Here is a 23712-nt window from a genome sequence, read left to right on the forward strand (position 1 = left end):
CATGAGCGTGGCTAATCAATCCATGCACGAGGCAGATACGCATCATCCCGGTAGCGTGCAAGTAATCTTTTCAGCCTTGATCGTTATGCGTCGGCGCTGCTGCAGCTGTTGGATCCAAGGTCTTCAGCTGCACGTGCTCGTCGTCGATCAGGATCAGCTGCGCACTGCCACCATTATCCAGCCCTCAGGAAACGCCATCGCCGCGCAGGGTGCCAACCAGCGTGAGCAGCAGGAAGAGACCGCCCACGACCACCGCAAGGATGTGCCACACCCCGAAGCGGTCCAGCGCCCGCGTGTCCATGCCTTCATCACGATGGTAGCGCCGCAGGAGGCTGTTGACCGGCAACAGCGGGACGAAGGTGAACAGCGCGACCAGCCACATGGGATCGGGCAGTCGGCTGGCCACATACAGCAGGAAGTAGGCCACGCCCAGCAGGCCCGGTGCGATCGCCAGCGTGCGGCGGCGATTGGCGGCCACATCGCGCAGGTCGCTGAAGCACAGGAACGACCAGAGCGGTGAGAACCACCCGCGCGCCCACGGCCACTGATCTCCACCGGTTTCACGCTTGATCGCGCGCCAGTTGCGCCAGAACCAGTACACCGGATAGAGACCCAGCGTGGCCAGCGACAACGCCGCGATCTTCAGCGTGGGTGGTGCGTAGTACGTTGCGACGCCGTTGGTGGCGAAAGTCGCCGCCGGCAGTGCGGAAGACGCCGCCGGCGCGCGGTACGGATCGTGCATGTCCATATGCCCATCACCTGATACGTTGATACCGGCGAGGTGCCGGCGCCCCCTGCATCGCGGTGGCCCGCGACGGCGCGACTATCGCAGAGCCGCGCCGGCTTTTACAGCCCCCGCTCAGCGGATCTCGGAGATCTCCACCCCGTCCAGCCCCTGCGACAGCGTGCGTGCGTCGCCGCCCTGCGAGAGCTTGATGCGCAGGCGTACTTCATTCTGCGAATCGGCGTAGCGCAGGGCGTCTTCGTAGCTGATCTCGCCGGCCTGGTACAGCTCGAACAGGCTCTGGTCGAAGGTGCGCATGCCCAGCTGGACCGAGTCCTTCATCACTTCCTTGAGCTTGTGGATCTCACCGTCGCGGATGTAATCCTGCACCAGCGGCGTACCCAGCATGATTTCCATCGCGACCTTGCGCGTCTTGCCGTCCGGCGAGGGGATCAGCTGCTGGGCGACCACGCCCTTGAGGTTCAGCGAGAGATCCATCAGCAGCTGGTTGCGACGATCTTCCGGGAAGAAGTTGATGATGCGGTCCATCGCCTGGTTGGCGTTGTTGGCGTGCAGCGTACACAGCACCAGGTGGCCGGTTTCAGCAAAGGCGATGGCGTGGTCCATGCCCTCGCGGGTACGCACCTCGCCGATCATGATCACGTCCGGGGCCTGGCGCAGGGTGTTCTTCAGCGCCGCCTCCCAGCTGTCGGTATCGATGCCGACTTCGCGCTGGGTGATGATGCAGCCTTCGTGCTTGTGCACGAATTCGATCGGGTCTTCGATGGTGATGATATGGCCGGTCGAGTTGTGGTTGCGGTAGCCGATCATCGCCGCCAGCGAGGTCGATTTACCGGTACCGGTCGCGCCGACGAACAGGATGATGCCGCGCTTGGTCATCGCCAGCGTCTTGACGATCGGCGGCAGGCTCAGCTCTTCCACGGTGGGAATGCGCGTTTCGATCCGGCGCAGCACCATGCCGACCTGGTTGCGCTGGTAGAAGCAGCTCACGCGGAAGCGGCCGACACCGGACAGGCCGATGGCGAAGTTGCATTCGTGGGTCTTTTCGAACTCTTCGCGCTGCGCCGGCGTCATCACATTCAACACCAGGTCGCGGCTCTGCTGCGGCGTCAACGGTGTCTGGGTGATCGGCGAGATCTTGCCGTTGACCTTGATCGCCGGCGGCATGCCCGCGGTGATGAACAGGTCCGAGGCCTTCTGGTGCGCCATCAGCTTGAGGAACGAGGTGAAGTCGATGGTGGTGGTGCTCATCGCGGTGTACTCCGGAGGTTTTCAGGAGCCGGCCAGCGGCCGGCACTACCACTATTCGAAAATCCGCTTGTCCTTGGCGTACTCGCGTGCCTGGTTGCGGGTGATCAGGCTGCGCTTGACCAGGTCCTGCAGGTGCTGGTCCAGGGTCATCATGCCCATCTGCTGGCCGGTCTGGATCGCCGAGTACATCTGCGCGACCTTGTCTTCGCGGATCAGGTTGCGGATGGCCGGCGTGCCGACCATGATTTCCCACGCAGCCGTACGCCCACCACCGACCTTCTTCAGCAGGGCCTGGGAGATCACCGCGCGCAGCGACTCGGACAGCATCGAGCGCACCATCGGCTTTTCGCCGGCGGGGAACACGTCGATGATGCGGTCGATGGTCTTGGCGGCCGAGCTGGTGTGCAGCGTGCCGAATACCAGGTGGCCCGTTTCCGCGGCGGTCAGCGCCAGGCGGATGGTTTCCAGATCGCGCAGTTCGCCGACCAGGATGATGTCCGGATCCTCACGCAGTGCCGAGCGCAGCGCTTCATTGAAGCCGTGCGTATCGCGATGCACTTCGCGCTGGTTGATCAGGCACTTCTGCGAGGTGTGCACGAATTCGATCGGATCCTCGACGGTGAGGATGTGGCCGTATTCGTTCTTGTTGATGTGGTCGATCATCGCCGCCAGCGTGGTCGACTTGCCTGAACCGGTCGGGCCGGTGACCAGGATCAGCCCCTGCGGCTGATCGATCAGCTCGCGGAAGATCGGCGGGCAGGCCAGGTCTTCCAGGGTGAGCACCTCGGAGGGAATGGTACGGAACACCGCACCCGCACCGCGGTTCTGGTTGAAAGCGTTGACACGAAAGCGCGCCAGCGAGGGAATCTCGAACGAGAAATCGACCTCGAGGAACTCTTCGTAATCGCGACGCTGCTTGTCCGACATGATGTCGTACACCAGCGCGTGGACCTGCTTGTGGTCCAGGGCCGGAATATTGATGCGACGGACATCGCCGTCAACGCGGATCATCGGCGGCAGGCCGGCCGACAGATGAAGATCCGACGCTTTGTTCTTTACGGAAAACGCCAACAGTTCGGCGATATCCATGCGCTGCTACTCCCCATAACTGCTGCGACTGGAAGGTTCTTTCCCCGGGCGGCAGTATAGAGCGAGATGTGCACAATACGCGCCAGCCCCTGATCCACCGGACCCGCCGTGACCCCCCAGCCTCTGCCCACCCTCCTGACGAACCTGCACAACGCGGCCGCGGCCGCCGGGCGGCCAGATCCGGTCCTGCTGGCGGTCTCCAAGACCCAGCCGGCCGAGGCCGTGCAGGCCCTGGCCGCGCAGGGCCAGCGCGCTTTCGGCGAGAACTACGTGCAGGAGGCGGTCGCCAAGATCGAGGCACTGGCATCGCTGGGCCTGGAGTGGCACCTGATCGGTCACCTGCAGTCGAACAAGGCCGAACTCGTCGCCCGCCATTTCGACTGGGTGCAGAGCGTGGACCGCCTCAAGCTGGTCACCGCATTGGCCGCGCATCGCCCGGCCGGCCAGCCGCCGCTGAACGTGCTGATCCAGGTCAACATCGACGACGAAGACAGCAAGCACGGCTGCGCGCCGGAGGACATCGATGCCCTCGCCACCGCCATCGCTGCCGCGCCGCAGTTGCGCCTGCGCGGGCTGATGGCGATCCCGGCCCCGTGGCCTGACGCTGAACGCCGGCAGGCCGCTTTCACCCGCATGGCCACGTTGTTTGCCAAGCTGGCGGCAGCGCACCCGCAGGTGGATACGCTGTCGATGGGCATGAGCAGCGATTACCCTGAGGCCATCGCCCATGGCGCCACCCTGGTCCGCGTCGGCACCGCGCTGTTCGGTGCACGCCCGCGACCGGCCTGAGCGCCCCGCCCGTTCCAAGGAGAGTTCATGAGCACGTCCCCCATCACCTTCATCGGCGGCGGCAACATGGCCCGCAGCCTGATCGCCGGCCTGGTCCGCCAGGGCGTGGCCCCGGCCAGCATCCATGTCGCCGAGCCGGTGACCGAGCTGCGTGACGCGCTCACGGCCGAATTCGGCGTCAGGACCTACGCCAGCGCGACCGAAGCTGCCGCGCAGGGCACCGTGTGGGTGCTGGCGGTCAAGCCGCAGGTGCTGCGCGATGTCTGCGCCTCGCTCACCGCCGTCGCCCACGGCAAGCAACCGCTGGTGGTCTCCATCGCCGCTGGCATCACCAGCAGCCAGCTGGACCGTTGGCTGGGCGGCGGCCACGCCGTGGTCCGTGCGATGCCCAACACGCCCGCCCTCCTCGGCGCCGGTGTCACCGGCCTGTTCGCCACTGCCACGGTCAGCGCCGCGCAACGCGCCCAGGCCGATACCGTGCTGGCCACGGCAGGGCGCACCGTGTGGATCGACGACGAAGCGCGCATGGATGCCGTTACTGCGGTCTCCGGCAGCGGCCCGGCGTACGTGTTCCTGCTGGCCGAAGCGATGGAGGCGGCTGGGATCGCGCAAGGCCTGCCGGCCGAGGCGGCCCGCACGCTGGTGGTGCAGACCCTGCTCGGTGCCTCGCGCATGTTGGATGAATCCGGCGAAGCGCCGGCCGAACTGCGTCGCCGGGTGACCTCGCCGAACGGCACGACCCAGGCGGCGATCGAAAGTTTCCAAGGCGATGGCTTCGAGGCGATCGTGGCGCGCGCGATCGACGCGGCGACCACGCGCGGGCAGGCATTGTCGGCGGCGAATGACTGAGGACCAAGCGTCGCCACGCATGGCGTGGCGTTACCTTGGCCGCCCCCTGACCGGGTAGAGCCACCCCTTGGGTGGCTGGCCCGCGATGCGGGAACAAGAAGCAGCCACGCGTGGCGTGGCTCTACCCCTACGTTTACGGGAGACATGCACATGAAGATCCTGCTTGTCGGTGCCAGCGGCACCTTGGGCCAGGCGGTTGCCAGTACGCTCGGCGTGCACCACGAACTGATCCGCGCCGGCCGCCACGGCGGCGACGTGCAGGTGGATCTCACCGACGACGCCAGCGTGCAGGCGCTGTTCGAGAAGGTGGGCAAGGTCGACGCGGTGATCGCCACCACCGGCCAGGTCCACTTCGGTCCGCTGGCGCAGATGCGGCCGGCCGACTTCAACCTGGGGCTGCAGGACAAACTGCTGGGCCAGGTGCGGCTGAGCCTGGCCGCCCAGCATCACCTCAACACCGGCGGCTCGATCACCCTGACCAGCGGCATCATCAGCGCCCAGCCGATCCGCGACGGCGCCAACGCCACGGCAGCCAACGCCGCGCTCGAAGGTTTCGTGCGCGCCGCAGCCTGCGAGCTGCTGCCGCGTGGGCTGCGCATCAATGCAGTCAGCCCGAACGTGCTGGCCGAATCGATGGACGACTACGGCGCCTACTTCCCGGGCTTTGAACCGGTGACGGCGCAGCGCGCGTCGCTGGCCTACCAGCGCAGCGTGGAAGGCATCCAGAGCGGGCAGGTGTTCACCGTCTGGTGAGGGCAGCCGGCCAGCGGCCGGCACTACGGGTGGCAAGCGGGGGCCCCCGCCGGCCGCTGGCCGGCACTACTCCCAGCGGCGCGGGCCGTCGCCCTGATCGCCAAGCGTGTCGCCGGGATTGGTAAGGCGGCAACGCTTCAACGACAGGCAGCCACAGCCGATGCAGTCGGTGAGCTGGTCGCGCAGCAGCAGCAACTGCTCGATGCGCTGGTCCAGCTCACTGCGCCACAGCGCCGACATCCTGGCCCACTCGGCCTTGGTCGGCGTTTTGTTCTCCGGCAGGGCGGCAAAAGCGGTCGCCACCGCCTCCAGCGGCATCCCGACCCGCTGGGCGACCCGGATCACCGCCAGCCGGCGCAGCACGTCGCGGGCGAAGCGGCGCTGGTTGCCGGCGGTGCGCAGACTGCGGATCAGGCCCTTGCGCTCGTAGAAATGCAACGCCGAGACGGCAACGCCGCTCCGTTTGGCGACTTCGCCTACACTCAGTTCCTGCGCGATCACTGCTTGACCTCAACCTTGGTTCAGGTGGCATCCTGCGCGCCGCCGGAGTGCACTGCAACCCCGGCCCTCCCCCCGATGTCTGGAATCCGCATGTCCGCTGACGCCTCCACTCCGCCCGCCACCGCTCCGGTGGAGGATGCCCCGATCCCCTCGATCCTGTCGCCGGCCTACCGGGCGACCACCATCGGCATGGTCGCGCTGGTCTCGCTGCATGGCTTCGAAGCGCTGGCAGTGGCTGCGGCGATGCCGACCGTTGCCCATGACCTGGACGGCCTGCGCCTGTACGCGCTGGCGTTCGGCGGCACCCTGGCCACCAGCGTGATCGGGATGACGCTGTCCGGCCGCTGGAGCGACCAGCGTGGCCCGGCACGGCCGCTGTGGCTGGGCCTGGCCTGCTTCGTTGCCGGCCTGCTGGTGGCCGGCTTCGCCCAGCACATGCCGGTGCTGGTGCTCGGGCGGCTGATGCAGGGCCTGGGGGCCGGCGCGATTTCCGTAGCGCTGTATGTGCTGGTCGGACGTTCGTTCCCCGAACCGATGCGGCCGCGCGTGTTCGCCGCCTTCTCGGCCGGCTGGGTGGTGCCCTCGCTGGTCGGCCCCAGCATCAGCGGCCTGATCGTGCAGCACCTGGGCTGGCGCTGGGTGTTCCTGATCGTGCCGCTGCTGGCCATCCCGGCGGCACTGCTGCTGCGCCCGGCCCTGCGCCAGGTGGGCACGGTCGCCACCGGCACCAGCAGCCGCAACGTGGTGCCCTGGGCGGTAGGGGCCGCCTTCGGCGCGCTTGCGCTGTACATCGGCGGCCAGCAGCAGGGATGGCTCGCCGTGGCACTGCTGGCCCCCGCCCTCGCCCTGCTCGCCCTGTGCAGCTGGAAGCTGCTGCCGACCGGCACGCTGCGCCTGCGTCGCGGCCTGCCCAGCGTGATCGCCCTGCGCGGGATCGCGGCCTCGGCCTTCTTCGGCTGCGAAGCGTTCCTGCCGCTGCTGCTGCAGCGCGAGCGCGGGTTGACGCCGGTCGTGGCCGGCGTGGCACTGAGCCTGGGGGCACTGGGCTGGTTCTCCGGCTCGTGGCTGCAGGGCCACCAGCAGCGTGGCTGGTCGCGCCGGCAACTGCTGCAGGCCGGTGCCTTATTGATGTGCACGGGCATCCTGGCCACCTCGCTGGCGATCCAGCCCGGCGTGCCGCTGTGGACGGCCATGGCCGGCTGGGTACTGACCGGGCTGGGCATGGGGCTGATCTATCCCAGCCTGTCGGTGCTCACGCTGTCGCTTTCACCGCCAGCGCAGCAGGGCGCCAACACCTCCGCCCTGCAGCTCAGCGAGGCCTTGGGCGTGGCGACCACGCTGGCCGTGTCCGGGTCGCTGTTCGCGCTGTTCCTGGAGGGCCGGGAGACGCTGGGCTACCTGCTCACCTTCGCGATCATGCTGGTGCTGGCCATGCTCAGCGTGGTGGTGGCGCGGCGCATCTGAAGCAGGAGATGCCACGCATCCTAAGGATGCGTGTCGCCGACCTCTTCCAGATCCTCGTGCAGGATGCGGCGGATCTCCAGCACGGCCTGCGGGGTCTCCTGCACGCTATGCCCGGAGATGATGACCTTCTCCGACACGGCGCCATCCAGGTGCGCGCTCCAGTACGGCACCAGGCCATCATCGGACTGCTGCAACGGCACCTCCGGTTTGCGCTGGGCGATGATCGAGTGGTACTTCAGCCCCGGCGTGATCGGCAGCGCGCCAGCGGCCTTCACGAACGGATCGCTGGCCTTGAGATTGTCGATGCTGTTGGGAATCTGCAGCTTGGTCGTGCTGTTGGCCGATTCGGATTCCTGCAGGGTCAGGAACACATCCTCGAACTTGCCCAGGATCGTGATCGGCAGGCGCACCAGCCGGCCGATCAGGCGCCCCAGCCGATTGCCCGCGATGTCGGTGCCCTTGTGCGGGGCCGCGATGAAGATCACCCGCTCCACGTTCGGCTCGGCGGTGAAATGCAGCAGGGGGCCGAGCTTGGCTTCCACCCGCTTCAAGCGCTCGCCCTTGAGGTCGTAGTTGGCCAGCAGGTCGTTCCACAGCACATCGCCGGAGGAGGTCACCAGCAGTCGCGCGAGCACGCCACCCATGCTGTGGCCGATGAACACCATGTCCTTGGCCGCCGGTGTGCTGCCGGTCGGGTCGAAGTGCTTGAGGGTGTTGTTGAAGGCCTGGTTGATCTCGTAGCGGTTCAGCGCGATGGGCGCGTTGGTCGGGTAATAGACCTGCCAGACCTGGAAATGACGGCGCAGCTCGGGATCGCCCATGATCTCGTTGGCCACGTTCACCCAGGCTTCCGGGCTGCTGCCCAGGCCGTGCAGCATGAAGATGATGCGGCGGTTCGGGTCCCACGGCTGCATCAGGTACATGTGCGGCGCACCGATGCCCTCGCTCATGCCGAACAGAGTGCGCAGCGACTGCGTGGCGAAGCCGGACTGGGCCAGCCACAAGCCGTAGGCCGCGGTGAAGTTGCCCGCCAGCGGCACTTTCTCACCGTGCAGGTCCACGCTCTCGGTGGACTCGGGCGAGTACACGTCGAACAGCACCTGGGTGGTATCGAGCACCTGCTGCAGGTTGTCGCCCTTGAAGCGCAGCAGGGCGGTGGCGTTGATCGCCGACATCTCGCTGTACTGCGGAATCTCCGCTTTCTCGCCATCGGCCGGTGCCACCAGCTTGGGCGGGTCCATGATCACCACCAGCTCGGCGCCGAAGCCATCGCGGCGATAGGTGCTGCGCAGGCCGGCGAAACTCACCGCCGAGGCGGACACCATCCGGGTCGGGATGCTCTGCATGCGCAGCTCATCGAAATCGGAGGTCAGCGTCCAGCGCTCACCGGCCACCGCGGCGTTGTAGTCCTCGCCTTCCAGCGCGCTCTCGCGGCTGCGCTTGAACACCACCGAGGCGGTCTGCTCGGCAGCGTAGTTGTAGTAATCGCGAACCTGGGTCTGGCGATCCTCGAAGGCGCGGTCCGAAGGCGTTCGGCCGCTGAAGAACAGGTAGGCGTAGGCATAGCGCGCAGCTTCCAGCCATGCATCCAGCGCCGCATCGGACATCGGCGTCTTCTCGCGGTCCTTGGGCTTGGGGGTCAGCGCCAGCGCGGTCTTCACCCACAGCTCGGACTGTGCGGACAGCCGCTGTTCCTCGGGCAGCACGTCGGTGTCTTCCAACGTCTTCTGGCAGGTGGCCACGTCCTTTTCGCACTGCGCCACGTCCATCCCGATCACGCTCAGCGTTTCCTGCGAAGCGGCACTGAGCTTGCCTGAGGTCAGCACGTCGCCGCGCTTGTTGGCCAGGTATTCGGTCGGGGCCACCTGTTTCATGGTGACCATCGCGCAGCCGCTGGAGAGCAGCAGCGAGAGCACCACGGCCAGTATCGGCAACGCGCGGTGCGGCAACAGCTTCAATGCGGAACTCATGGAACGCTTCCCTGCCCTGTCCCCGGGACGCCCCGGCGGATCACCTGTGAAAAATCATCGTCTGCATGGCTCGCCCGCGCACGGTCGGTAATCCGGCCGCGTGCCTTCAGCGTTTCGAACGGTACGCCCGGCGTGAGCACGCCCAGATCGCGCGCGTACTCGGCGAAGTAGCCCGAGGCCAGCAGCCGGTAATCCATCGGCAGGCCCGGCGCGATCTGCTTGGCCAGTTCGTACACGATGGTGGTGCAGTTGCTGGTCAACGTGTTGTAGAACGCCGGCGCGGCGTCGAGCTTGCGCGCCTCGCCAAGGTAGGAGACGAACAGGGCCTTGAGCTGCGCCTGGGTCATGCCGTGCAGGCGGTACAGATAGACGTCTTCGCCACGCGCGTTGGTACGCGTGCGCACGATGTCGGTTTCCTCCGAGGCGACCAGGGTCATCTCGAATTTGCGGAAGAACCCGCCCAGCGCGGAGAACGACTCGCCGCGCTCCTTGCGGATCTCCAGCGAGAACACCAGGTAGCGGCCATCGTCGAAACCGAAGGAGATCAGCGTGTGCGCGATGGCCGGCCCCATCCAGTAGGACAGGATCAGATCGGCCGAGCGCAGCTGGTCCAGGTTGTACTCGCGGCGCACCCAGCGCGCGTCGTAGTCGGTCTCGCTGCGCCAGGTGAAGTCACGGACGTTGTCGAGCACCACGCGTGGGCCATCCACCTCGACCACCTTCAGGCGCTGGGCGACATCGTCGGCCCAGATCCGGTCCTGGCGCGGGGTGAGCAGCAGCCACCAGATGCCCGAGGCGACCAGTGCCACGCCGTACAGCACGCCCGGCCAGCGCCCGGCGCGCGCGCGCGCGACGCCAACCGCACCGGTGACGGCGAACACCGCCCACAGGCCGACCAGCAGATACCGCAACCAGCCGGGCCCCGGCAGCTGGTAGGCCAGCAAACCGGTGATCCACAGCGCCGCCAGCAGCATCAGCAGCGCCAGCCCCCATCGTCCTGCCTTCTTCACGCATCGATCCGTCGTCTGTCCGGGGCGCTAGTTAGCCATAACCCCTGTGTTCGCCGCATGTCGAGCCTGTTCAGCTTCGACCCTGCGTTCACCCCCGACGCCGTCAGGGCCTGGCCTGGCCGCCCCGCGCGATCGCATACTGGGGCTACTCATTGGCTACCAGGGACGTGCCACCCATGCAGGGACTGACCACCATCGGGGGGGTGCCCATCCAGCGCCACCATCTGCTGCGCTGCCATTGCGGGGCCGTCGTGCTGCGCCTGCACCTGCCGGACGGCGTGGTCTCGCCCCGCCGCTGCGATTGTTCGATGTGCAGGCGCCGCGGCGCGATCGTGGCCTCGGCGAAGCTGGCGGATCTGGAGATCGTGCAGGGGCAGGACGAACTGCGGCTGTATCAGTTCAACACGCACGTCGCCCGCCACCACTTCTGCAGCGTGTGCGGCATCTACACGCACCATCAGCGACGTTCTTCACCGGATGAATATGGCTACAACGTCGGCTGCCTGGACGGCGTCAATCCGTTCGATATCGAACAGGTGCCGGTGAATGACGGGGTCAACCACCCCGCCGATGCCAACCGCGTTTAGCGACGGCCCGGGCCGATCTTCTGCCACGGGGCCATGCCCTTGCGCCCATGCAGCAGCGGGCGCTTGAGCGGCATCCGGCGCGGCATCGGGATGCCCACCCCGGGCGCGGCGGTATCGTCCTGGCGCAGCGACTCCGCGCGCTGGCCGACCAGCAGGGCCGCCACTTCTTCCAACCCGTTTCGCATGGTCCGAGCGACCGTCTGCAGGGGATTCATGGCATGTCTCCAAGCGGTGTGGGGACGATCTACGCTAATGGCCCGCCGGCATGGAGACCGTGAACGGAATGGGTCAAGAAGATGAAATCCGGGATCCGGGGCGCCCCGCCATTCAGTGTTCTGCCGCCCTATCCGGGCGGGGCTTGCCCAGCCGCCGCACCAGCACGAAGAACAGCGGCACCAGCACGATCGCCAGCAACGTGCCGGAGAGCATCCCGCCGATCACGCTGACGCCGATCTCGCGCCGGCTCACGGCGCCAGCGCCGGTGGCCAGGGCCAGCGGGATCACGCCGGCCACGAACGCCAGCGAGGTCATCACGATCGGCCGCAGGCGCAGGCGGGCGCCCTTCAGCGCCGCATCCACCGCTGAACTGCCCGCGCGGTACTCGGCCTCGGCGAATTCCACGATCAGGATCGCGTTCTTGGCCGACAGACCGATCGTGGTCAGCAGCCCCACCTGGAAGTAGATGTCGTTGACGAAGCCCGCCGCGGTGGTGGCGATCACCGTGCCGATCACGCCCAGCGGGATCACCAGCATCACCGCCACCGGCACGGTCCAGCTCTCGTAGAGCGCGGCCAGGCACAGGAAGATGAAGGCGATGGAGGCCGCATACAGCCACAACGTCTGGTTGCTGGACAGCTGTTCCTGGTAGGACAGTCCGCTCCACTGCAACGCGAACCCGGGCTGATCGGCCACCAGGGACTGCATCGTCTGCATCGCCTCGCCCGAGCTGCGCCCTTCGGCGGCACTGCCCTGGATCTGCATCGCCGGCAGGCCGTTGAAGCGCTGCTGCAGCTGGGGCCCGCGCGACCAGTGGCTGCTGGCGAAACTGGCGAACGAGGCCATCTGCCCGTTGCTGCCGCGCACATACCATTGGCCGATGTCATCGGGCACGCTGCGGTAGGGCTGGTCGCCCTGCACGTACACGCGCTTGACCCGGCCGCGGTCGAGGAAGTCGTTGACGTAGGTGCCGCCCCACGCAGAAGACAGCGTTGAATTGATGTCCGCCTGGGCCAGGCCCAGCGCACTGGCCTGCGCCTGGTCGATGTCCAGATGCAGCTCGGCCTTGTCGCCAAGGCCATTCAACCGCACCGAGGTGAGCCGGTCGTCATCGCTGGCGGCCTGCACCACCTTTTCCTGCGCCGCCTGCAGCGCCGGACGCCCGGCCGCGCTGTTGTCCTGCAGCCACAACTCGAACCCGCTGGACTGCCCCAGCCCACGCACCGCCGGTGGCGCCAGCACGTTGACCTTCGCATCGGGCAGGTTGCGGAAGTGCGCGTTGGCACGGGCAATGATGGCCCCGGCGCTGTGCTCGGCGTCGCGCTCGGACCACGGCTTGAGCGCCATGAACCCCTGCCCGGCGTTCTGGCCGGTGCCGGCGTTGTTGCGGCCGACCACCACGAACACCACGTCCAGGCTGTCTTTTTCATGCTCCATGAAATAGCGGCTGATCTGTTCGCCCAGCGCCTCGGTGCGCGCCATCGGCGTGCCTTCGGGCGTGGAGAACTGGAACGTCACCTGGCCCTGGTCTTCCACCGGCAGGAAGCCGGTCGGCATGCGCGCGTACAACGCGACCACCCCGATCACCAGCAGCACATAGAAGGCCATCCAGCGCCGCGGATGCGCCACGATCCCGCCCAGCTTGCCGCGATACCCGTTCTGGCTGCGCTCCACGCCGCGGTTGAACCAGGCAAAGAAACGGCCCGGCGGCTTCTGCGCGCTGGACGGCTTGAGCAGGGTCGCGCACAGCGCCGGGGTCAGCGTCAGCGCGACCAGCGCCGACAGCGCCATCGCCGAGGCGATCGTGATCGAGAACTGCCGGTAGATGATGCCGGTGGAACCGCCGAACAAGGCCATCGGCAGGAACACCGCGCCGAGCACCACGGTGATGCCGACCAGCGCACCGGTGATCTCGCCCATCGATTTTTCGGTCGCCTCGCGCGGCGGCAGGTGTTCCTCGTGGATGATGCGTTCGACGTTCTCCACCACCACGATCGCATCGTCCACCAGCAGGCCGATCGCCAGCACCATCGCGAACAGGGTCAAGGTGTTGATGGTGAACCCGGCCACCGCCAGCACGCCGAACGTGCCCAGCAGGACCACCGGTACGGTAATCGCCGGGATCAGGGTGGCGCGCAGGTTCTGCAGGAACAGGAACATCACCGCCACGACCAGCACGATCGCCTCGATCAGGGTGTGGATGACGCCCTCGATGGAGACCCGCACGAAGGGCGTGCTGTCGCGCGGGTAGGCCACTTCCAGCCCCGGCGGGAAGCTGGGACGCAGGCGCTCGATCTCCGCGCGCACCGCATCGGCGGTTTCCAGCGCGTTGGCGCCGGAGGCCAGCGTCACCGAGAAACCGGCCGCGGGATAGCCGTTGAGGAAGCTGCTGGTCTGGTAGTTTTCCGCGCCGATCTCCACCCGCGCCACATCGCCCAGGTGCACGGCCGCGCCGCTGGGCAGGGTGCGCAGTATGATCGCGCGGAACTGCTCGGCGGTCTGCAACCGCGACTGTGCGGTCACGGTCGCGTTGAGCGCCTGCTCCGGCCCGGTCGGCAATGCGCCCAGTTCACCGGCGGTGACCTGGGTGTTCTGCGCCTGGATCGCGGCACGCACATCCGAGGGCATCAGATCGAACGCGCGCAGCTTGTGCGGGTCCAGCCAGATGCGCATCGCATAGGGCGAGCCGAACACGTTGATTTCGCCCACGCCGGGGATGCGGCTGATCGGGTCCTGCACATTGCTGACCAGGAAATCGGAGACGTCCACCCGTTCCATGCGCCGGTGGGTGTCATACAGCGACACCACCATCAGCGAATCGCCCTGCGATTTGGCCACGGTCACGCCCTGCTGCTGCACTTCCTGCGGCAGCCGGTTGATCGCCTGGTTGACGCTGTTCTGCACCTGCACCTGGGCAATGTCCGGGTTGGCGCGCTGGTCGAAGGTGACCGTGATCCGCGCCTGGCCCGAAGACGAACTGGTGGAAGAGAAATACAACAGGTGGTCGATGCCCTTGATCTGCTGCTCGATCACCTGGGTGACGCTGTCTTCCACTGTCTGTGCCGAGGCGCCGGTGTAGTTGGCGGTGATGTTGACCTGCGGTGGCGCGATGTCCGGGTACTGCTCCACCGGCAGCTGGGTCACCGCGATGGTGCCCAGCGCCATGATGCAGATGGCCAGGACCCAGGCGAAGACCGGGCGGTGGATGAAAAAGCGCGGCAGCATCGGCCGCTCAGCCTTCGCCGGCCGGCGCGGCGGCAGGCGCCGGGGCCGGTGCGGCTGCGGTGGCGGGCTTGATGCGTACCGTGGCGCCTTCGCTCAGCCCCTGGCGGCCACTGAGCACGACCTGCTCACCGGCACGCAGGCCCTCGAGCACCAGCCACTGGTCGCCCACCGCACGCGCCGTGGTGAAGGTGCGTTGATGCACGCGGCCATCCGCCCCCACCACCCACGCCAGCGCCTCGCCCTTCGGGCTGCGGTCCACCGCTGCCTGCGGTACCAGCAAGGCCTGCTGGCGCGTGCCCTGCCCGACCTGGGCGCGCACGTACATGCCGGGCAGCAGCTGTCCCTGTGGATTCGGGAACTGCGCACGCAGGGTAATGCTGCCGGTTTCCTGATCGACATCGATGTCGGCGAATTCCAGCGTGCCGGCCAGCGGGTAGGCGGTGCCATCGGAGAGCTTGAGCTGCACCGGCGCGCGGGTCGCCTCCACGCCACCGGCGGCGATCGCCCGGCGCAGCGCCAGGTATTCGTTGCTGGACTGGGTGATATCCACGTTCATCGGGTCCACCTGCTGGATCCGCGCCAGCGGCTCGGCCTGGCCATCGGTCACCAGCGCGCCCGGGGTGAACAGCGCGCGGCCGATCCGCCCGCTGATCGGCGCGGTCACCCGGGCGAAGCCCAGGTTGGTACGTGCGGTATCGCGCACTGCCTGCGCCGCTTGCACCGCCGCCTCCGCCTGCTGGTGGGTGGCCACCGCGTCATCCACATCCTGCTGCGCTGCCAGCTGGCCCGCGCCCAGCTGCTGCATGCGCTGGGCACGCAGCCGTGCCGCCACCGCAGTGGCCTGCGCGGTGCGCACGTTGGCCTGCGCTTCGTTCACCGCGGCCTGGTACAGCGCCGGTTCGATCTGGAACAGCGGCTGCCCGGCCTTCACCCTCTCGCCCTGCTCGAACAACCGGGCCTGCAAGACCCCGGAGACCTGCGGGCGCACCTCCGATTCCTGCGACGCCACGGTCCGACCGGGAAGCTCCTGGGCCAGCGCCAGCGATTGGGCCTGCAGGGTCAGTACCGTCACCTCCGGCGCCGCGCCGGGCGCCTTGGGCGTCTGCTTGCTGCAGGCGCCCAGCGCCAACGCCGCCGCCAACCCCAGCAGCGTCAGACGCCAGGGGCCGGGCAACGGGCCAGAAGCCGGGGAGGACGGGAGCGGGTCGGTCATGGGGGGCGGGATTCCAGGCGAGAACGGGGCAGGCGGCCCGGATGGCAGGGCCACTGCTCGGGGCGAATATAGGAGAACCCGGGCGAGGATCCGGCGAAAACCGCATGAAACATTTTTCATTTGCAGTCCCCACAGGGGGTTGCGACGATGCACCCGTCCCAATCGTCAAAGTGGCCCATGCCGCGCGTACTCACTATCGAGGACGACCTCGTCACCGCCGAGGAAATCGCTACGGAACTGCGCAGCCACGGCTTCGAGGTGGACCGGGTGGGCAACGGCGAGGACGGCCTGGCGATGGCCGCCCGCGGGGACTACGCCGTGATCACCCTGGACCGCATGCTGCCGGGCATCGATGGCCTGGCCCTGGTCACCTCCCTGCGCCGCCAGGGCATCACCACCCCGGTACTGATGATCAGTGCCCTTTCCGACGTGGATGAGCGGGTCCGTGGCCTGCGCGCCGGCGGCGATGACTACCTGACCAAACCCTTCGCCTCGGACGAAATGGCGGCCCGCGTGGAGGTGCTGATCCGTCGCCACGGCCAGCCCGCCGTGACCGGCAACCAGCTGCGTGCCGGCGATCTGGAGCTGGACCTGATGACCCGCACCGCGCGCCGCGCCGGCGAGGAGATCCCCCTGCTGCCGACCGAGTTCAAACTGCTGGAGTTCCTGGTGCGCAACGCCGGCCAGGTGGTCACCCGCACCATGTTGTTCCAGGAGGTGTGGGGCTATCACTTCGATCCCGGCACCAACCTGATCGACGTCCACATCGGGCGCCTGCGCAAGCGCATCGACCAGCCGGGCCGTGCCCAGCCGATCCGTACCGTGCGTGGCACCGGGTATGTCCTGGACGACCATGTCTGATCAATGGCGTTCCTCCAGCAGCCGGCTGCTTGGGCTGTACTGCGTGCTGTTCGTCGCCTGGTCCAGCGTGCTGCTGGGCGTGATGTACTGGCGCGTCTCGGACTATCTCAACGACCTCGCCGAATCCGGCCTGCAGCAGCGCGCCCACCTGTTCGAGAAGTTCAACGGCCAGGCGCTGGACGATGCGCTGCGCGACAGCCTGCGCTACGACCTGCACGGGGCGTATGCCTATGGCATCTTCAGCCGCGCCGGGGAGCCGCTGGCCGGCCCGCTGCTGGCGATTCCCGGCGACCTGCGCATGGATGGACATGCCCAGGCAGTGGATAGCTGGTCATTGCGCAGCGGCCCGATCAATGCCCCCGGGCGCGCGCTCGGGGTGGAAACCCAGGATGGCCGGCTGCTGGTGTTCGTGCGCCAGAGCGGCAAGCTCACCGCGGTCAACAGCATCATCCTCGATGCACTGCTGTGGGGCGTTTCGCTGACCATCATTCCCGGCCTGGCCGGCTGGCACATCCTGCGCCGGCGCCCGTTGAAGCGGATCCAGGAGATAGAGGCCGCGACCAAGCGGATCATCGCCGGCGATCTCGGCCAGCGCCTGCCGGTGTCCGGGCGCCCGGATGAGATCGACCGCCTGTCGAGCATCGTCAACGCCATGCTCGAACGCATCGAGCAGCTGATGACCGAAGTCAAAGGCGTGTGCGACAGCATCGCGCACGATCTGCGTACCCCGCTCACCCGCCTGCGCGCGCATCTGTACCGCACCCGTGTCGGGCTGGAGGAAGATGACCCGCGCGCGGCGCAGCTGGACAAGGCGCTGGACGAAACCGACCGGCTGATGGCCCGCTTCGGGGCGCTGCTGCGCATTTCCGAACTGGAAAGCCACCAGCGCCGCTCCGCCTTCGTCGAACTGGATGCGGGCGAGCTGCTGCGGGAGCTGCATGCGTTCTACCTGCCGCTGGCCGAGGAGAAGGACCAGCAGCTGCTGCTGGAGATCGACCCGCAGGTGGGCACGTTGTGGGGCGACCGCGAGCTGCTGTTCGAAGCATTGGCCAACCTGCTCTCCAACGCGCTGCACTTCACCCCCACCCAAGGCCGGATCGTGCTGCGCGCGGTGGACGACCGCGGCACACCGCGGATCGATGTGATCGACAATGGACCGGGCATTCCACCGCAGGACCGCACCCTGATCTACCAGCGCTTCTTCCGCGGCGGCAGTGGCGGCGAGTCCACCGAGGGGTTCGGGTTGGGGCTGTCGATCGTGGCCGCGATTGCCGGCCTGCACGGCTTCCGGGTCCGCGCCGGGGATGCCCCCGGGGGCGGGGCGTGGTTGAGCATCCGCTGTGCGGCCGAGGGCCTTCGCTGAACGAGGGCGCATCGCGTCTGGCCGGTCTGGCCGGTCTGGGGGGAGGCTCTTTTGTATTCCCACCCGGCATCCGGATAATCCGTCGCGACCTGCCCGCCGGTCGCAACACCGCGTGCCTCCAGCCATCGCCCGAGAGCCTTCATGCAACGTGCCACCATCAAAGCCTGGTTCCTGATCCACAAGTGGACCAGCCTGGTCTGTACCCTGTTCCTGTTGCTGCTGTGTCTGACCGGCCTGCCGCTGGTGTTCGGCGAGGAGATCGCCCACCTCAGCGAGCCAGAGGTGGTCACCACGGCGGCCGATGCCACGCCGCGTGATCTGGACGCGCAGGTGCGCACCGCACTGGCGCAGTATCCCGGCGATGTGCCGCTGTTCGTCGGCTGGGATCCGGACGCACCCACCGTGTACGTCAACACCGGTGCACGTCCGGACACCCCGCCACCGCAGATGCACACCGCGCTGCTGCACGCGACCACCGGCGAGGTGCTGCCAGCCGCGCAGTTCAACGAAGGCGTGATGTACTTCCTGTACCGGTTGCACACCGATCTGTTCCTCGGCCTGCCCGGCATGTTGTTCATGGGCGCGATGGGGCTGCTGTTCGCGGTGGCGATCATCTCCGGCCTGGTGTTGTATGGCCCGTTCATGCGCAAGCAGCGCTTCGGCACGCTGCGCACCGGTCGCAACCGCCGGTTGGCCTGGCTGGACCTGCACAACGTGTTGGGCGTGGTCACCCTTGGCTGGGCACTGGTGGTGGGCGTCACCGGCGCCATCAACACCATCGCCAAGCCGCTGGAACAGGCCTGGCAGAGCGAGCAGCTCGGCGAGTTCGCGGCCCGCTATGCTGGCCAGCCACGGCCGGCCACGCTGGCCTCGCTGCAGGCCGCCGTGGACACCGCACGTGCCGCCGAGCCCGGCATGCGCCCGGCCTTCGTCAGCTTCCCCGGTACCGGCTACAGCGGTGAACACCACTATGGCGTGTTCATGCAGGGCAACACCGCCCTCACCGAGCGCCTGTACCGCCCGGTGCTGATCGATGCCAAGACCGGCGAGCTCACCGCGCAACCGCAGTTGCCGGCCTACATGAGCGTGTTGCTGCTGAGCCAGCCGCTGCATTTCGGCGACTACGGCAAGCTGCCGCTGAAGGTTATGTGGGCCCTGCTGGACCTGCTCACCATCGCGGTGCTGATCAGCGGCCTGTATCTGTGGGTGAAGCGTGGCAGTACCGACGCACGCGTCACCGAGATCGAGCGCGCCGCGCAGCATGGGGGTGCCGCATGAGCGCACCGCTGAAACCACCGCGCAGCCCCTTCATCGCCCCGGCGTGGATTGCACTGGCCAGTGTGGTCGGCTTGGTCAGCGCGCTGATCGGCGACGGGCTGTTGGACCTCATCTCCTGGCTCGTGTTCACCGCGTTGATCGCGCTGGTGGTGCGTGCGTGGGTGAAACGCACGCGCTGACGCGGCGCAGGCGCATCTGCACAGGACGCCGATGCCCGGGTCGATAGCATGGAGCGCGAGATCCACTGCGTGCAAAGGCGTTGTCCCGATGAACCGATTGCCCGGCCCCCGCTTCCTCAACACTATCCTGCTTGGCGGCGACACGGTCGACAAACTCGAGGCCGTCGCCGCGGCAGGATTCGCGCAGGTCGAACTGTGGCGTGAGGATGTCGCGTCCTCATCCGTCGCCGACGTGCGTAAAGCCGTGGCGCGCACCGGCCTGCAGCTCACCGACGTGCAGGTGCTGCTGGATTTTGATGGCGCTTCAGCCGCCACTCGCCAGAGCAAGCGTGCCGAGGCGATGTCGTTGCTCGCGCTGGCAAACGACGTCGGTGCAGGCACTGTGCTGGTGCCTGCCTGCACGGCAACCGACTACGCGCCCGAGCGGGTTGCCGACGACCTGCGCTGGCTGTGCCTGCGTGCCGCTGAGCACGGCCTGCGTATCGCCTACGAAGGCATGGCCTGGAGTCGTCTGCACTCCACCCTGCCCTCGGCGTGGCAGCAGATCGAGCAGGTCGGGGCGCCGAACCTGGATATCGTGGTCGATGCCTTCCACCTGTTCGCCGCCGGGCGTACGGCCGATGACCTGCACGACATCCCGGCGGAGCGCATCGCGCTGGTGCAGCTGTCGGATGTACTGGCCCAGCCGTTGCCCGGGCAGGTGACCACGCAGGCGCGGCATCACCGCTGCCTGCCGGGCGATGGCCTCTGGCCGCTGGAGACGCTGATCGATGCGCTGGCCGAGATGGGTTACAGCGGGCCGATCGGGCTGGAGGTGTTCAACGACGCGTTGAAGGCCCGTGATCCCCATGAGGTGGCGCGCGAGGCCATGGCGGCGCTGGAGGCGGTGCTGGCGCACTGATGTGTTTCCGGCTGCCCACATGCGACGGCACCAGTGTGCCGCGCCAGGCGCTCAAGCAGGCACGGGCGTGGCGTCAGCGCGGCTCGACGGTCGGCCTTGCCATGTCCTGCCACTGCGCGGCGACGTCGTCGATACTGCGGGCGGAAACTGCCCGCAGATCACGCGGGTAATGCACGCCCTCGGCCTCGGTCAGTCGGGTCGCATGGAACTGCCCGTTGCTGGCCCGCAGGATCCAGCCGCCCTCGATGCAGGCACGTGAAGCCAGGAACACGACACCCGGCGCCACGCCCTCCGGATGCAGTTCATCCGGTTCGCCCTCCACGCCCCACATGCGGGTCTTGGCCACCGGCGATACCGCATTGACCACGATGCCATGCGCCGCGCCCTCGGCTGCCAGTACGTTGACGATCCCGACCGCGGCCGACTTCGCCGCCGCATACGCCGCCAGCCCATGCTGCACGTACTGCGGATACAGCGCGCGGTCGGAGGTGGTGAGCACGATGCGGCCGTGGCCCTGCGCCTGCATGGCCGGCCATGCGGCCTGCGCCAGCCACAGCGGCGCCTTGGCCGCGAGCGCCATCATGTGATCGAAACGATCCTCGTCCACCGCATCGATACGCTGGTACTCGACCCAGCCGGCGTTGTGCACGATCGCATCCAGGCGGCCGTGCCGCTGCAGGATATCGGCGACCAGCGCTGCTGCCCCGCTGCGGGTATCGATGCCATGATGGCTGGCCTCGACAGAAAGGCTCTGTGCATGCAGGCGCGCCACCGCCTGATCGATCCGCCGCGGATCGGTGCCGGTGCCGTCCAGGGCGGCGCCCACATCCTGCATCACCACGTGTGCACCGCGCTGTGCCAGCAAGCGACTGTAAGCGAGTCCCAGTCCGCCAGCGGCACCGGTGACCAGGGCAACCTGCCCGGCAAAAGAAAGTGTGTCGTTGATCGTCATGCAGACAGCATCCGCCTTGCGCAGCGCGGATGCCAATACCGATGACAGCTTGCTGCAATACTCAGGGCATATCGCACGCAGGATGCCTAGACGTGCGTGGGCTCGACGATCACCGCCGTGCCGTAGCACAGCACTTCGGTCAGGCCGGTCATCACGTCGGTGGCGTCATAGCGCATCGCGATGATCGCATTGGCGCCCAACATCCGCGCATGGTTGGACATGTCGCGATAGGTCTCTTCGCGCGCCTGCTCGCACAGCTGCGTGTAGATGGTGATGTTGCCGCCGAAGATGGTCTGCAGCCCGCCGAGGAAATTGCCCACGATCGAACGCGAACGCACGGTGATGCCACGCACCACGCCCAGGCTGCGCACCACGCGGAAACCGGGCAGTTCCATCGCCGTGGTCACCATCGCATCGTCGAGCCGGGTTGCGGGGCCTGCGCGGCCACCGCTGTTGTAAGGATCCGCCATTGCTGCCTCTATCCAGGGTGAGAGTATCGATCCGGCCAGCGCGCAGGGTGCGGCTGGAGCTGGCCGAAGGATAGCGCCAAGCAGAACGCGGATGCGATGCCGGGTGACCTTCCAGTGCCCCGCCTAGACGCCACCGAGCCTGACCACCTGGTATACCGCCACATTCTGCTCGGCCAGCGCCCGCACCACCTCGGGAATCAGCTGCATCGGCAGGTCCACTTCGTACCCGTGTGGACGCGCGTGCAGCAGCGAGGCGTCGAAATCGAAGGCAGGGTGGTCGCTGGCGCGCTCGACCAGGAACGTGGTGATTGCATCGCGCGCGATGCCCTCCCACTCGCCCACTTCGAAATACACCCGGTACAGCGTGTCGCCGTAATCGTCGGGCGTGCCGTGCACGGATGTCACCGCTGAATCGGTCATCGCGTCCTCCTGTGTGGGCGCAAGCGCCAGGGCCAGCCGAAACCATACACCTCGGCCGGTTCCCGGCGCCTGCACACCGCGGTACGTCCGGCGGCCCTCAGCGACCCCGCGGATCGACCAGATCGCGCTTGCTCCGCGCGAACACCGGTGCGCCTACGTCGAGCTCGGCATCACCCACCGCCCGTCCGGCCAGGAAATCGGCGATGCCCGCGGCGATGGTCGGATTCCCCAGCCACATCTCGTTGTCATGACTGGCGCCGCGCGCCAACAGCGTGCGGCTGTCGCGGAAACCCGGCCGCAGCGCCTCGGCGTTGGCCGGCGGCGTGCGCCCATCCAGCGTGCCACTGATGAACAGCACCGGCACGTTGCTGCGCAGCGGCCCGCGGAAGGCGTCGCCGAGATCGACCAGCCCCAGGCCATCGCCGAGCGCCGGGAACGGGAAGTTCAGCGCATCGCCGAACAGGCTCTCGCGGGCCTGCGCCTCGGCCAGGGCCCGGCGCTGCGGGCTCTGCCCGGAGGCCACGTCCATCGCCAGCGACATCGCGCCGTAGCTGCCGTACTCACTGCGCAGCAGCAGCACCATTGCCGCGAGCAGATCGTAGTCGCCATTTTCGGCATCGCGCAGGATCAGCGGCAGCCACTGCTGCGTCATGCGGCGTCCCAGGCTGGCACTGATCGCAAGCTGGGCGTCGTACTCGCCGATCATCACCGGCTTGCCGCCATGCATGACACTGCGCCCCTGGCGCGGCTGCTCACGCAGTGCTGCCAGCACCCGCATGGCCGAGCCGGTCAGGTCATCGAAGCCCGCCTCCTTGGCCGCCCCGCTCAACTCCGCCAGCAGCGCATCAGCCGACAGCGGCAGCTTCAATGTGTCATCGGGTCCCTCCGTGCCCATCAGCACTACCCGGCCGAGACCAGCACCGTGCAGGCGCACCGTGGCCAGCGCCAGATGGGTGCCGTAGCTCATGCCCCACAGGCTGATCTTCGGCACCTTCAACGCCCGCCGCAGGTCCTCCAGGTCAGCGGCACTCTCGGCGGTGGTGTAGGCCCCCAGATCCACGCCGGCATCCCGCCAGTACGCCACGCAGCGGGCGGCCACCCCGCGCAGCGCGGCGAGCGCGGCGTCGTGCTGCAGCGGCTGTGCATCGTCGAACGTGTGCTGGTGCGGGCACGGCGGCGGCGGTTCGGACTCGCCCGCCCCGCGCTGGTCGAGCAGCAGCACGTCGGTCTCGCGCCGGACCTGATCGAACACCGGCCAGCGCGGACCGCGCCCGGTCCCGATTCCCGAGCCACCCGGGCCGCCGGCCAGGTACACCACCGGTGCGGCGCGGCGATCGCCACCGGTCGCCGGCAGGCGTACCACCCGCAGTCGCATGCGCGGTCCGTTCGGATCGGCATGCCGGCGCGGCACCTCCAGGTAGCCCGCCTCGGCCGCGATCGTGCCGTGCTCCTGTGTCTCGAACGCATACGGGGTGAACACCAACGGCGCCGGCGCATCGGCTGCCAGCACGGGTGACGCACCGACCAGGGTCAGGCAGAGCGCTGCCCACCGGGTGACCCGAAGGCACAGGCCGGGGGCAGGAGAACGGAACAGGGACATCGGGACGTTGGACATGACGGCCTCCG

General features: G+C 67.8%; 23 protein-coding genes. 10 read left to right on the plus strand and 13 right to left on the minus strand.

Annotated elements, in window-relative coordinates:
- Positions 1-184 precede the first annotated feature (184 nt).
- The 3 genes from NJD74_RS04160 to NJD74_RS04170 form a co-directional block, all read right to left on the minus strand.
- The gene (locus tag NJD74_RS04160) at positions 185-748 is read right to left on the minus strand and encodes a hypothetical protein (RefSeq protein ID WP_319623719.1); all 564 of its coding nucleotides are present in this window, start codon (positions 746-748) and stop codon (positions 185-187) included.
- 111 nt (positions 749-859) lie between these two features.
- A complete protein-coding gene (locus tag NJD74_RS04165) occupies positions 860-1996 on the minus strand; it encodes a PilT/PilU family type 4a pilus ATPase (RefSeq protein WP_019185386.1) in 1137 nt (378 codons plus the stop codon).
- A 51-nt stretch (positions 1997-2047) separates the two neighbouring features.
- Positions 2048-3085, minus strand: a complete 1038-nt coding sequence (locus NJD74_RS04170; protein ID WP_019185385.1) for a type IV pilus twitching motility protein PilT — start codon at positions 3083-3085, stop codon at positions 2048-2050.
- 108 nt (positions 3086-3193) lie between these two features.
- On the opposite strand from NJD74_RS04170, the gene NJD74_RS04175 reads away from it, so the two are divergent.
- The 3 genes from NJD74_RS04175 (at position 3194) to NJD74_RS04185 (ending at position 5476) form a co-directional block, all read left to right on the plus strand.
- Positions 3194-3874, plus strand: a complete 681-nt coding sequence (locus NJD74_RS04175; protein WP_019185384.1) for a YggS family pyridoxal phosphate-dependent enzyme — start codon at positions 3194-3196, stop codon at positions 3872-3874.
- A 27-nt stretch (positions 3875-3901) separates the two neighbouring features.
- The gene (gene proC, locus NJD74_RS04180; RefSeq protein ID WP_019185383.1) at positions 3902-4723 is read left to right on the plus strand and encodes a pyrroline-5-carboxylate reductase; all 822 of its coding nucleotides are present in this window, start codon (positions 3902-3904) and stop codon (positions 4721-4723) included.
- Positions 4724-4873: 150 nt separating this feature from the next.
- Positions 4874-5476: a short chain dehydrogenase gene (locus NJD74_RS04185; RefSeq protein WP_019185382.1), complete on the plus strand. Its 603-nt coding sequence runs from the start codon at positions 4874-4876 to the stop codon at positions 5474-5476.
- 66 nt (positions 5477-5542) lie between these two features.
- On the opposite strand, the gene soxR is transcribed toward NJD74_RS04185, so the two are convergent.
- A complete protein-coding gene (gene soxR / locus NJD74_RS04190; RefSeq protein WP_172838051.1) occupies positions 5543-5977 on the minus strand; it encodes a redox-sensitive transcriptional activator SoxR in 435 nt (144 codons plus the stop codon).
- Between the two features lie 90 nt (positions 5978-6067).
- On the opposite strand from soxR, the gene NJD74_RS04195 reads away from it, so the two are divergent.
- Complete coding sequence (locus tag NJD74_RS04195) at positions 6068-7441, plus strand: MFS transporter (RefSeq protein ID WP_102789127.1); 1374 nt, start codon at positions 6068-6070, stop codon at positions 7439-7441.
- 20 nt (positions 7442-7461) lie between these two features.
- Here the strand turns inward: NJD74_RS04195 and NJD74_RS04200 are convergent, their stop codons facing one another.
- Entirely contained in the window at positions 7462-9411 is a 1950-nt protein-coding gene (locus NJD74_RS04200; RefSeq protein WP_319623720.1) for an alpha/beta hydrolase, read from the minus strand.
- Positions 9408-10385, minus strand: coding sequence for a DUF4105 domain-containing protein (locus tag NJD74_RS04205; protein WP_019185378.1), 978 nt, complete (start codon positions 10383-10385; stop codon positions 9408-9410). Before NJD74_RS04205 ends, NJD74_RS04200 begins: the two co-directional genes overlap by 4 nt.
- Positions 10386-10597: 212 nt before the next feature.
- Between NJD74_RS04205 and NJD74_RS04210 the strand changes: the two genes are divergently transcribed.
- Positions 10598-11008, plus strand: a complete 411-nt coding sequence (locus NJD74_RS04210; RefSeq protein WP_319623721.1) for a GFA family protein — start codon at positions 10598-10600, stop codon at positions 11006-11008.
- Here NJD74_RS04210 and NJD74_RS04215 read toward each other — a convergent pair.
- The 3 genes from NJD74_RS04215 to NJD74_RS04225 all read right to left on the minus strand — a co-directional run bounded on the left by NJD74_RS04215 (position 11005) and on the right by NJD74_RS04225 (position 15662).
- Positions 11005-11223 carry a hypothetical protein gene (locus NJD74_RS04215; protein WP_235319017.1) on the minus strand — a complete coding sequence of 73 codons (219 nt, stop codon included), beginning with the start codon at positions 11221-11223 and terminating at the stop codon, positions 11005-11007. The two genes, NJD74_RS04210 and NJD74_RS04215, sit on opposite strands and share 4 nt — an antisense overlap.
- Positions 11224-11335: 112 nt before the next feature.
- Entirely contained in the window at positions 11336-14449 is a 3114-nt protein-coding gene (locus NJD74_RS04220) for an efflux RND transporter permease subunit (RefSeq protein WP_019185375.1), read from the minus strand.
- Positions 14450-14456: 7 nt separating this feature from the next.
- The gene (locus NJD74_RS04225) at positions 14457-15662 is read right to left on the minus strand and encodes an efflux RND transporter periplasmic adaptor subunit (protein ID WP_051010540.1); all 1206 of its coding nucleotides are present in this window, start codon (positions 15660-15662) and stop codon (positions 14457-14459) included.
- A gap of 177 nt (positions 15663-15839) precedes the next feature.
- Between NJD74_RS04225 and NJD74_RS04230 the strand changes: the two genes are divergently transcribed.
- From NJD74_RS04230 to NJD74_RS04250, 5 genes are all read left to right on the plus strand, one after another.
- The gene (locus NJD74_RS04230) at positions 15840-16523 is read left to right on the plus strand and encodes a response regulator transcription factor (protein WP_019185373.1); all 684 of its coding nucleotides are present in this window, start codon (positions 15840-15842) and stop codon (positions 16521-16523) included.
- Complete coding sequence (locus NJD74_RS04235; protein ID WP_319623722.1) at positions 16516-17886, plus strand: ATP-binding protein; 1371 nt, start codon at positions 16516-16518, stop codon at positions 17884-17886. Before NJD74_RS04230 ends, NJD74_RS04235 begins: the two co-directional genes overlap by 8 nt.
- A 141-nt stretch (positions 17887-18027) precedes the next feature.
- A complete protein-coding gene (locus tag NJD74_RS04240; protein WP_319623723.1) occupies positions 18028-19164 on the plus strand; it encodes a PepSY-associated TM helix domain-containing protein in 1137 nt (378 codons plus the stop codon).
- A complete protein-coding gene (locus NJD74_RS04245; RefSeq protein WP_019185370.1) occupies positions 19161-19343 on the plus strand; it encodes a hypothetical protein in 183 nt (60 codons plus the stop codon). The genes NJD74_RS04240 and NJD74_RS04245 overlap by 4 nt, the downstream gene beginning before the upstream one ends.
- An 88-nt stretch (positions 19344-19431) precedes the next feature.
- A complete protein-coding gene (locus NJD74_RS04250) occupies positions 19432-20244 on the plus strand; it encodes a sugar phosphate isomerase/epimerase family protein (protein ID WP_070473880.1) in 813 nt (270 codons plus the stop codon).
- Positions 20245-20317: 73 nt separating this feature from the next.
- On the opposite strand, the gene NJD74_RS04255 is transcribed toward NJD74_RS04250, so the two are convergent.
- From NJD74_RS04255 to NJD74_RS04270, 4 genes are all read right to left on the minus strand, one after another.
- Positions 20318-21196 (minus strand): SDR family NAD(P)-dependent oxidoreductase, encoded by an 879-nt coding sequence (locus NJD74_RS04255; RefSeq protein ID WP_026070125.1) that lies wholly within the window; start codon positions 21194-21196, stop codon positions 20318-20320.
- 86 nt (positions 21197-21282) lie between these two features.
- The gene (locus NJD74_RS04260; RefSeq protein ID WP_019185367.1) at positions 21283-21666 is read right to left on the minus strand and encodes a YbjQ family protein; all 384 of its coding nucleotides are present in this window, start codon (positions 21664-21666) and stop codon (positions 21283-21285) included.
- Between the two features lie 123 nt (positions 21667-21789).
- Entirely contained in the window at positions 21790-22086 is a 297-nt protein-coding gene (locus tag NJD74_RS04265; protein WP_019185366.1) for a hypothetical protein, read from the minus strand.
- 97 nt (positions 22087-22183) lie between these two features.
- Complete coding sequence (locus NJD74_RS04270; protein ID WP_319623724.1) at positions 22184-23701, minus strand: alpha/beta fold hydrolase; 1518 nt, start codon at positions 23699-23701, stop codon at positions 22184-22186.
- Positions 23702-23712: the final 11 nt, after the last annotated feature.

This window comes from Stenotrophomonas sp. RG-453, assembly GCF_033843685.1.
GTDB lineage: Bacteria > Pseudomonadota > Gammaproteobacteria > Xanthomonadales > Xanthomonadaceae > Stenotrophomonas > Stenotrophomonas bentonitica_A.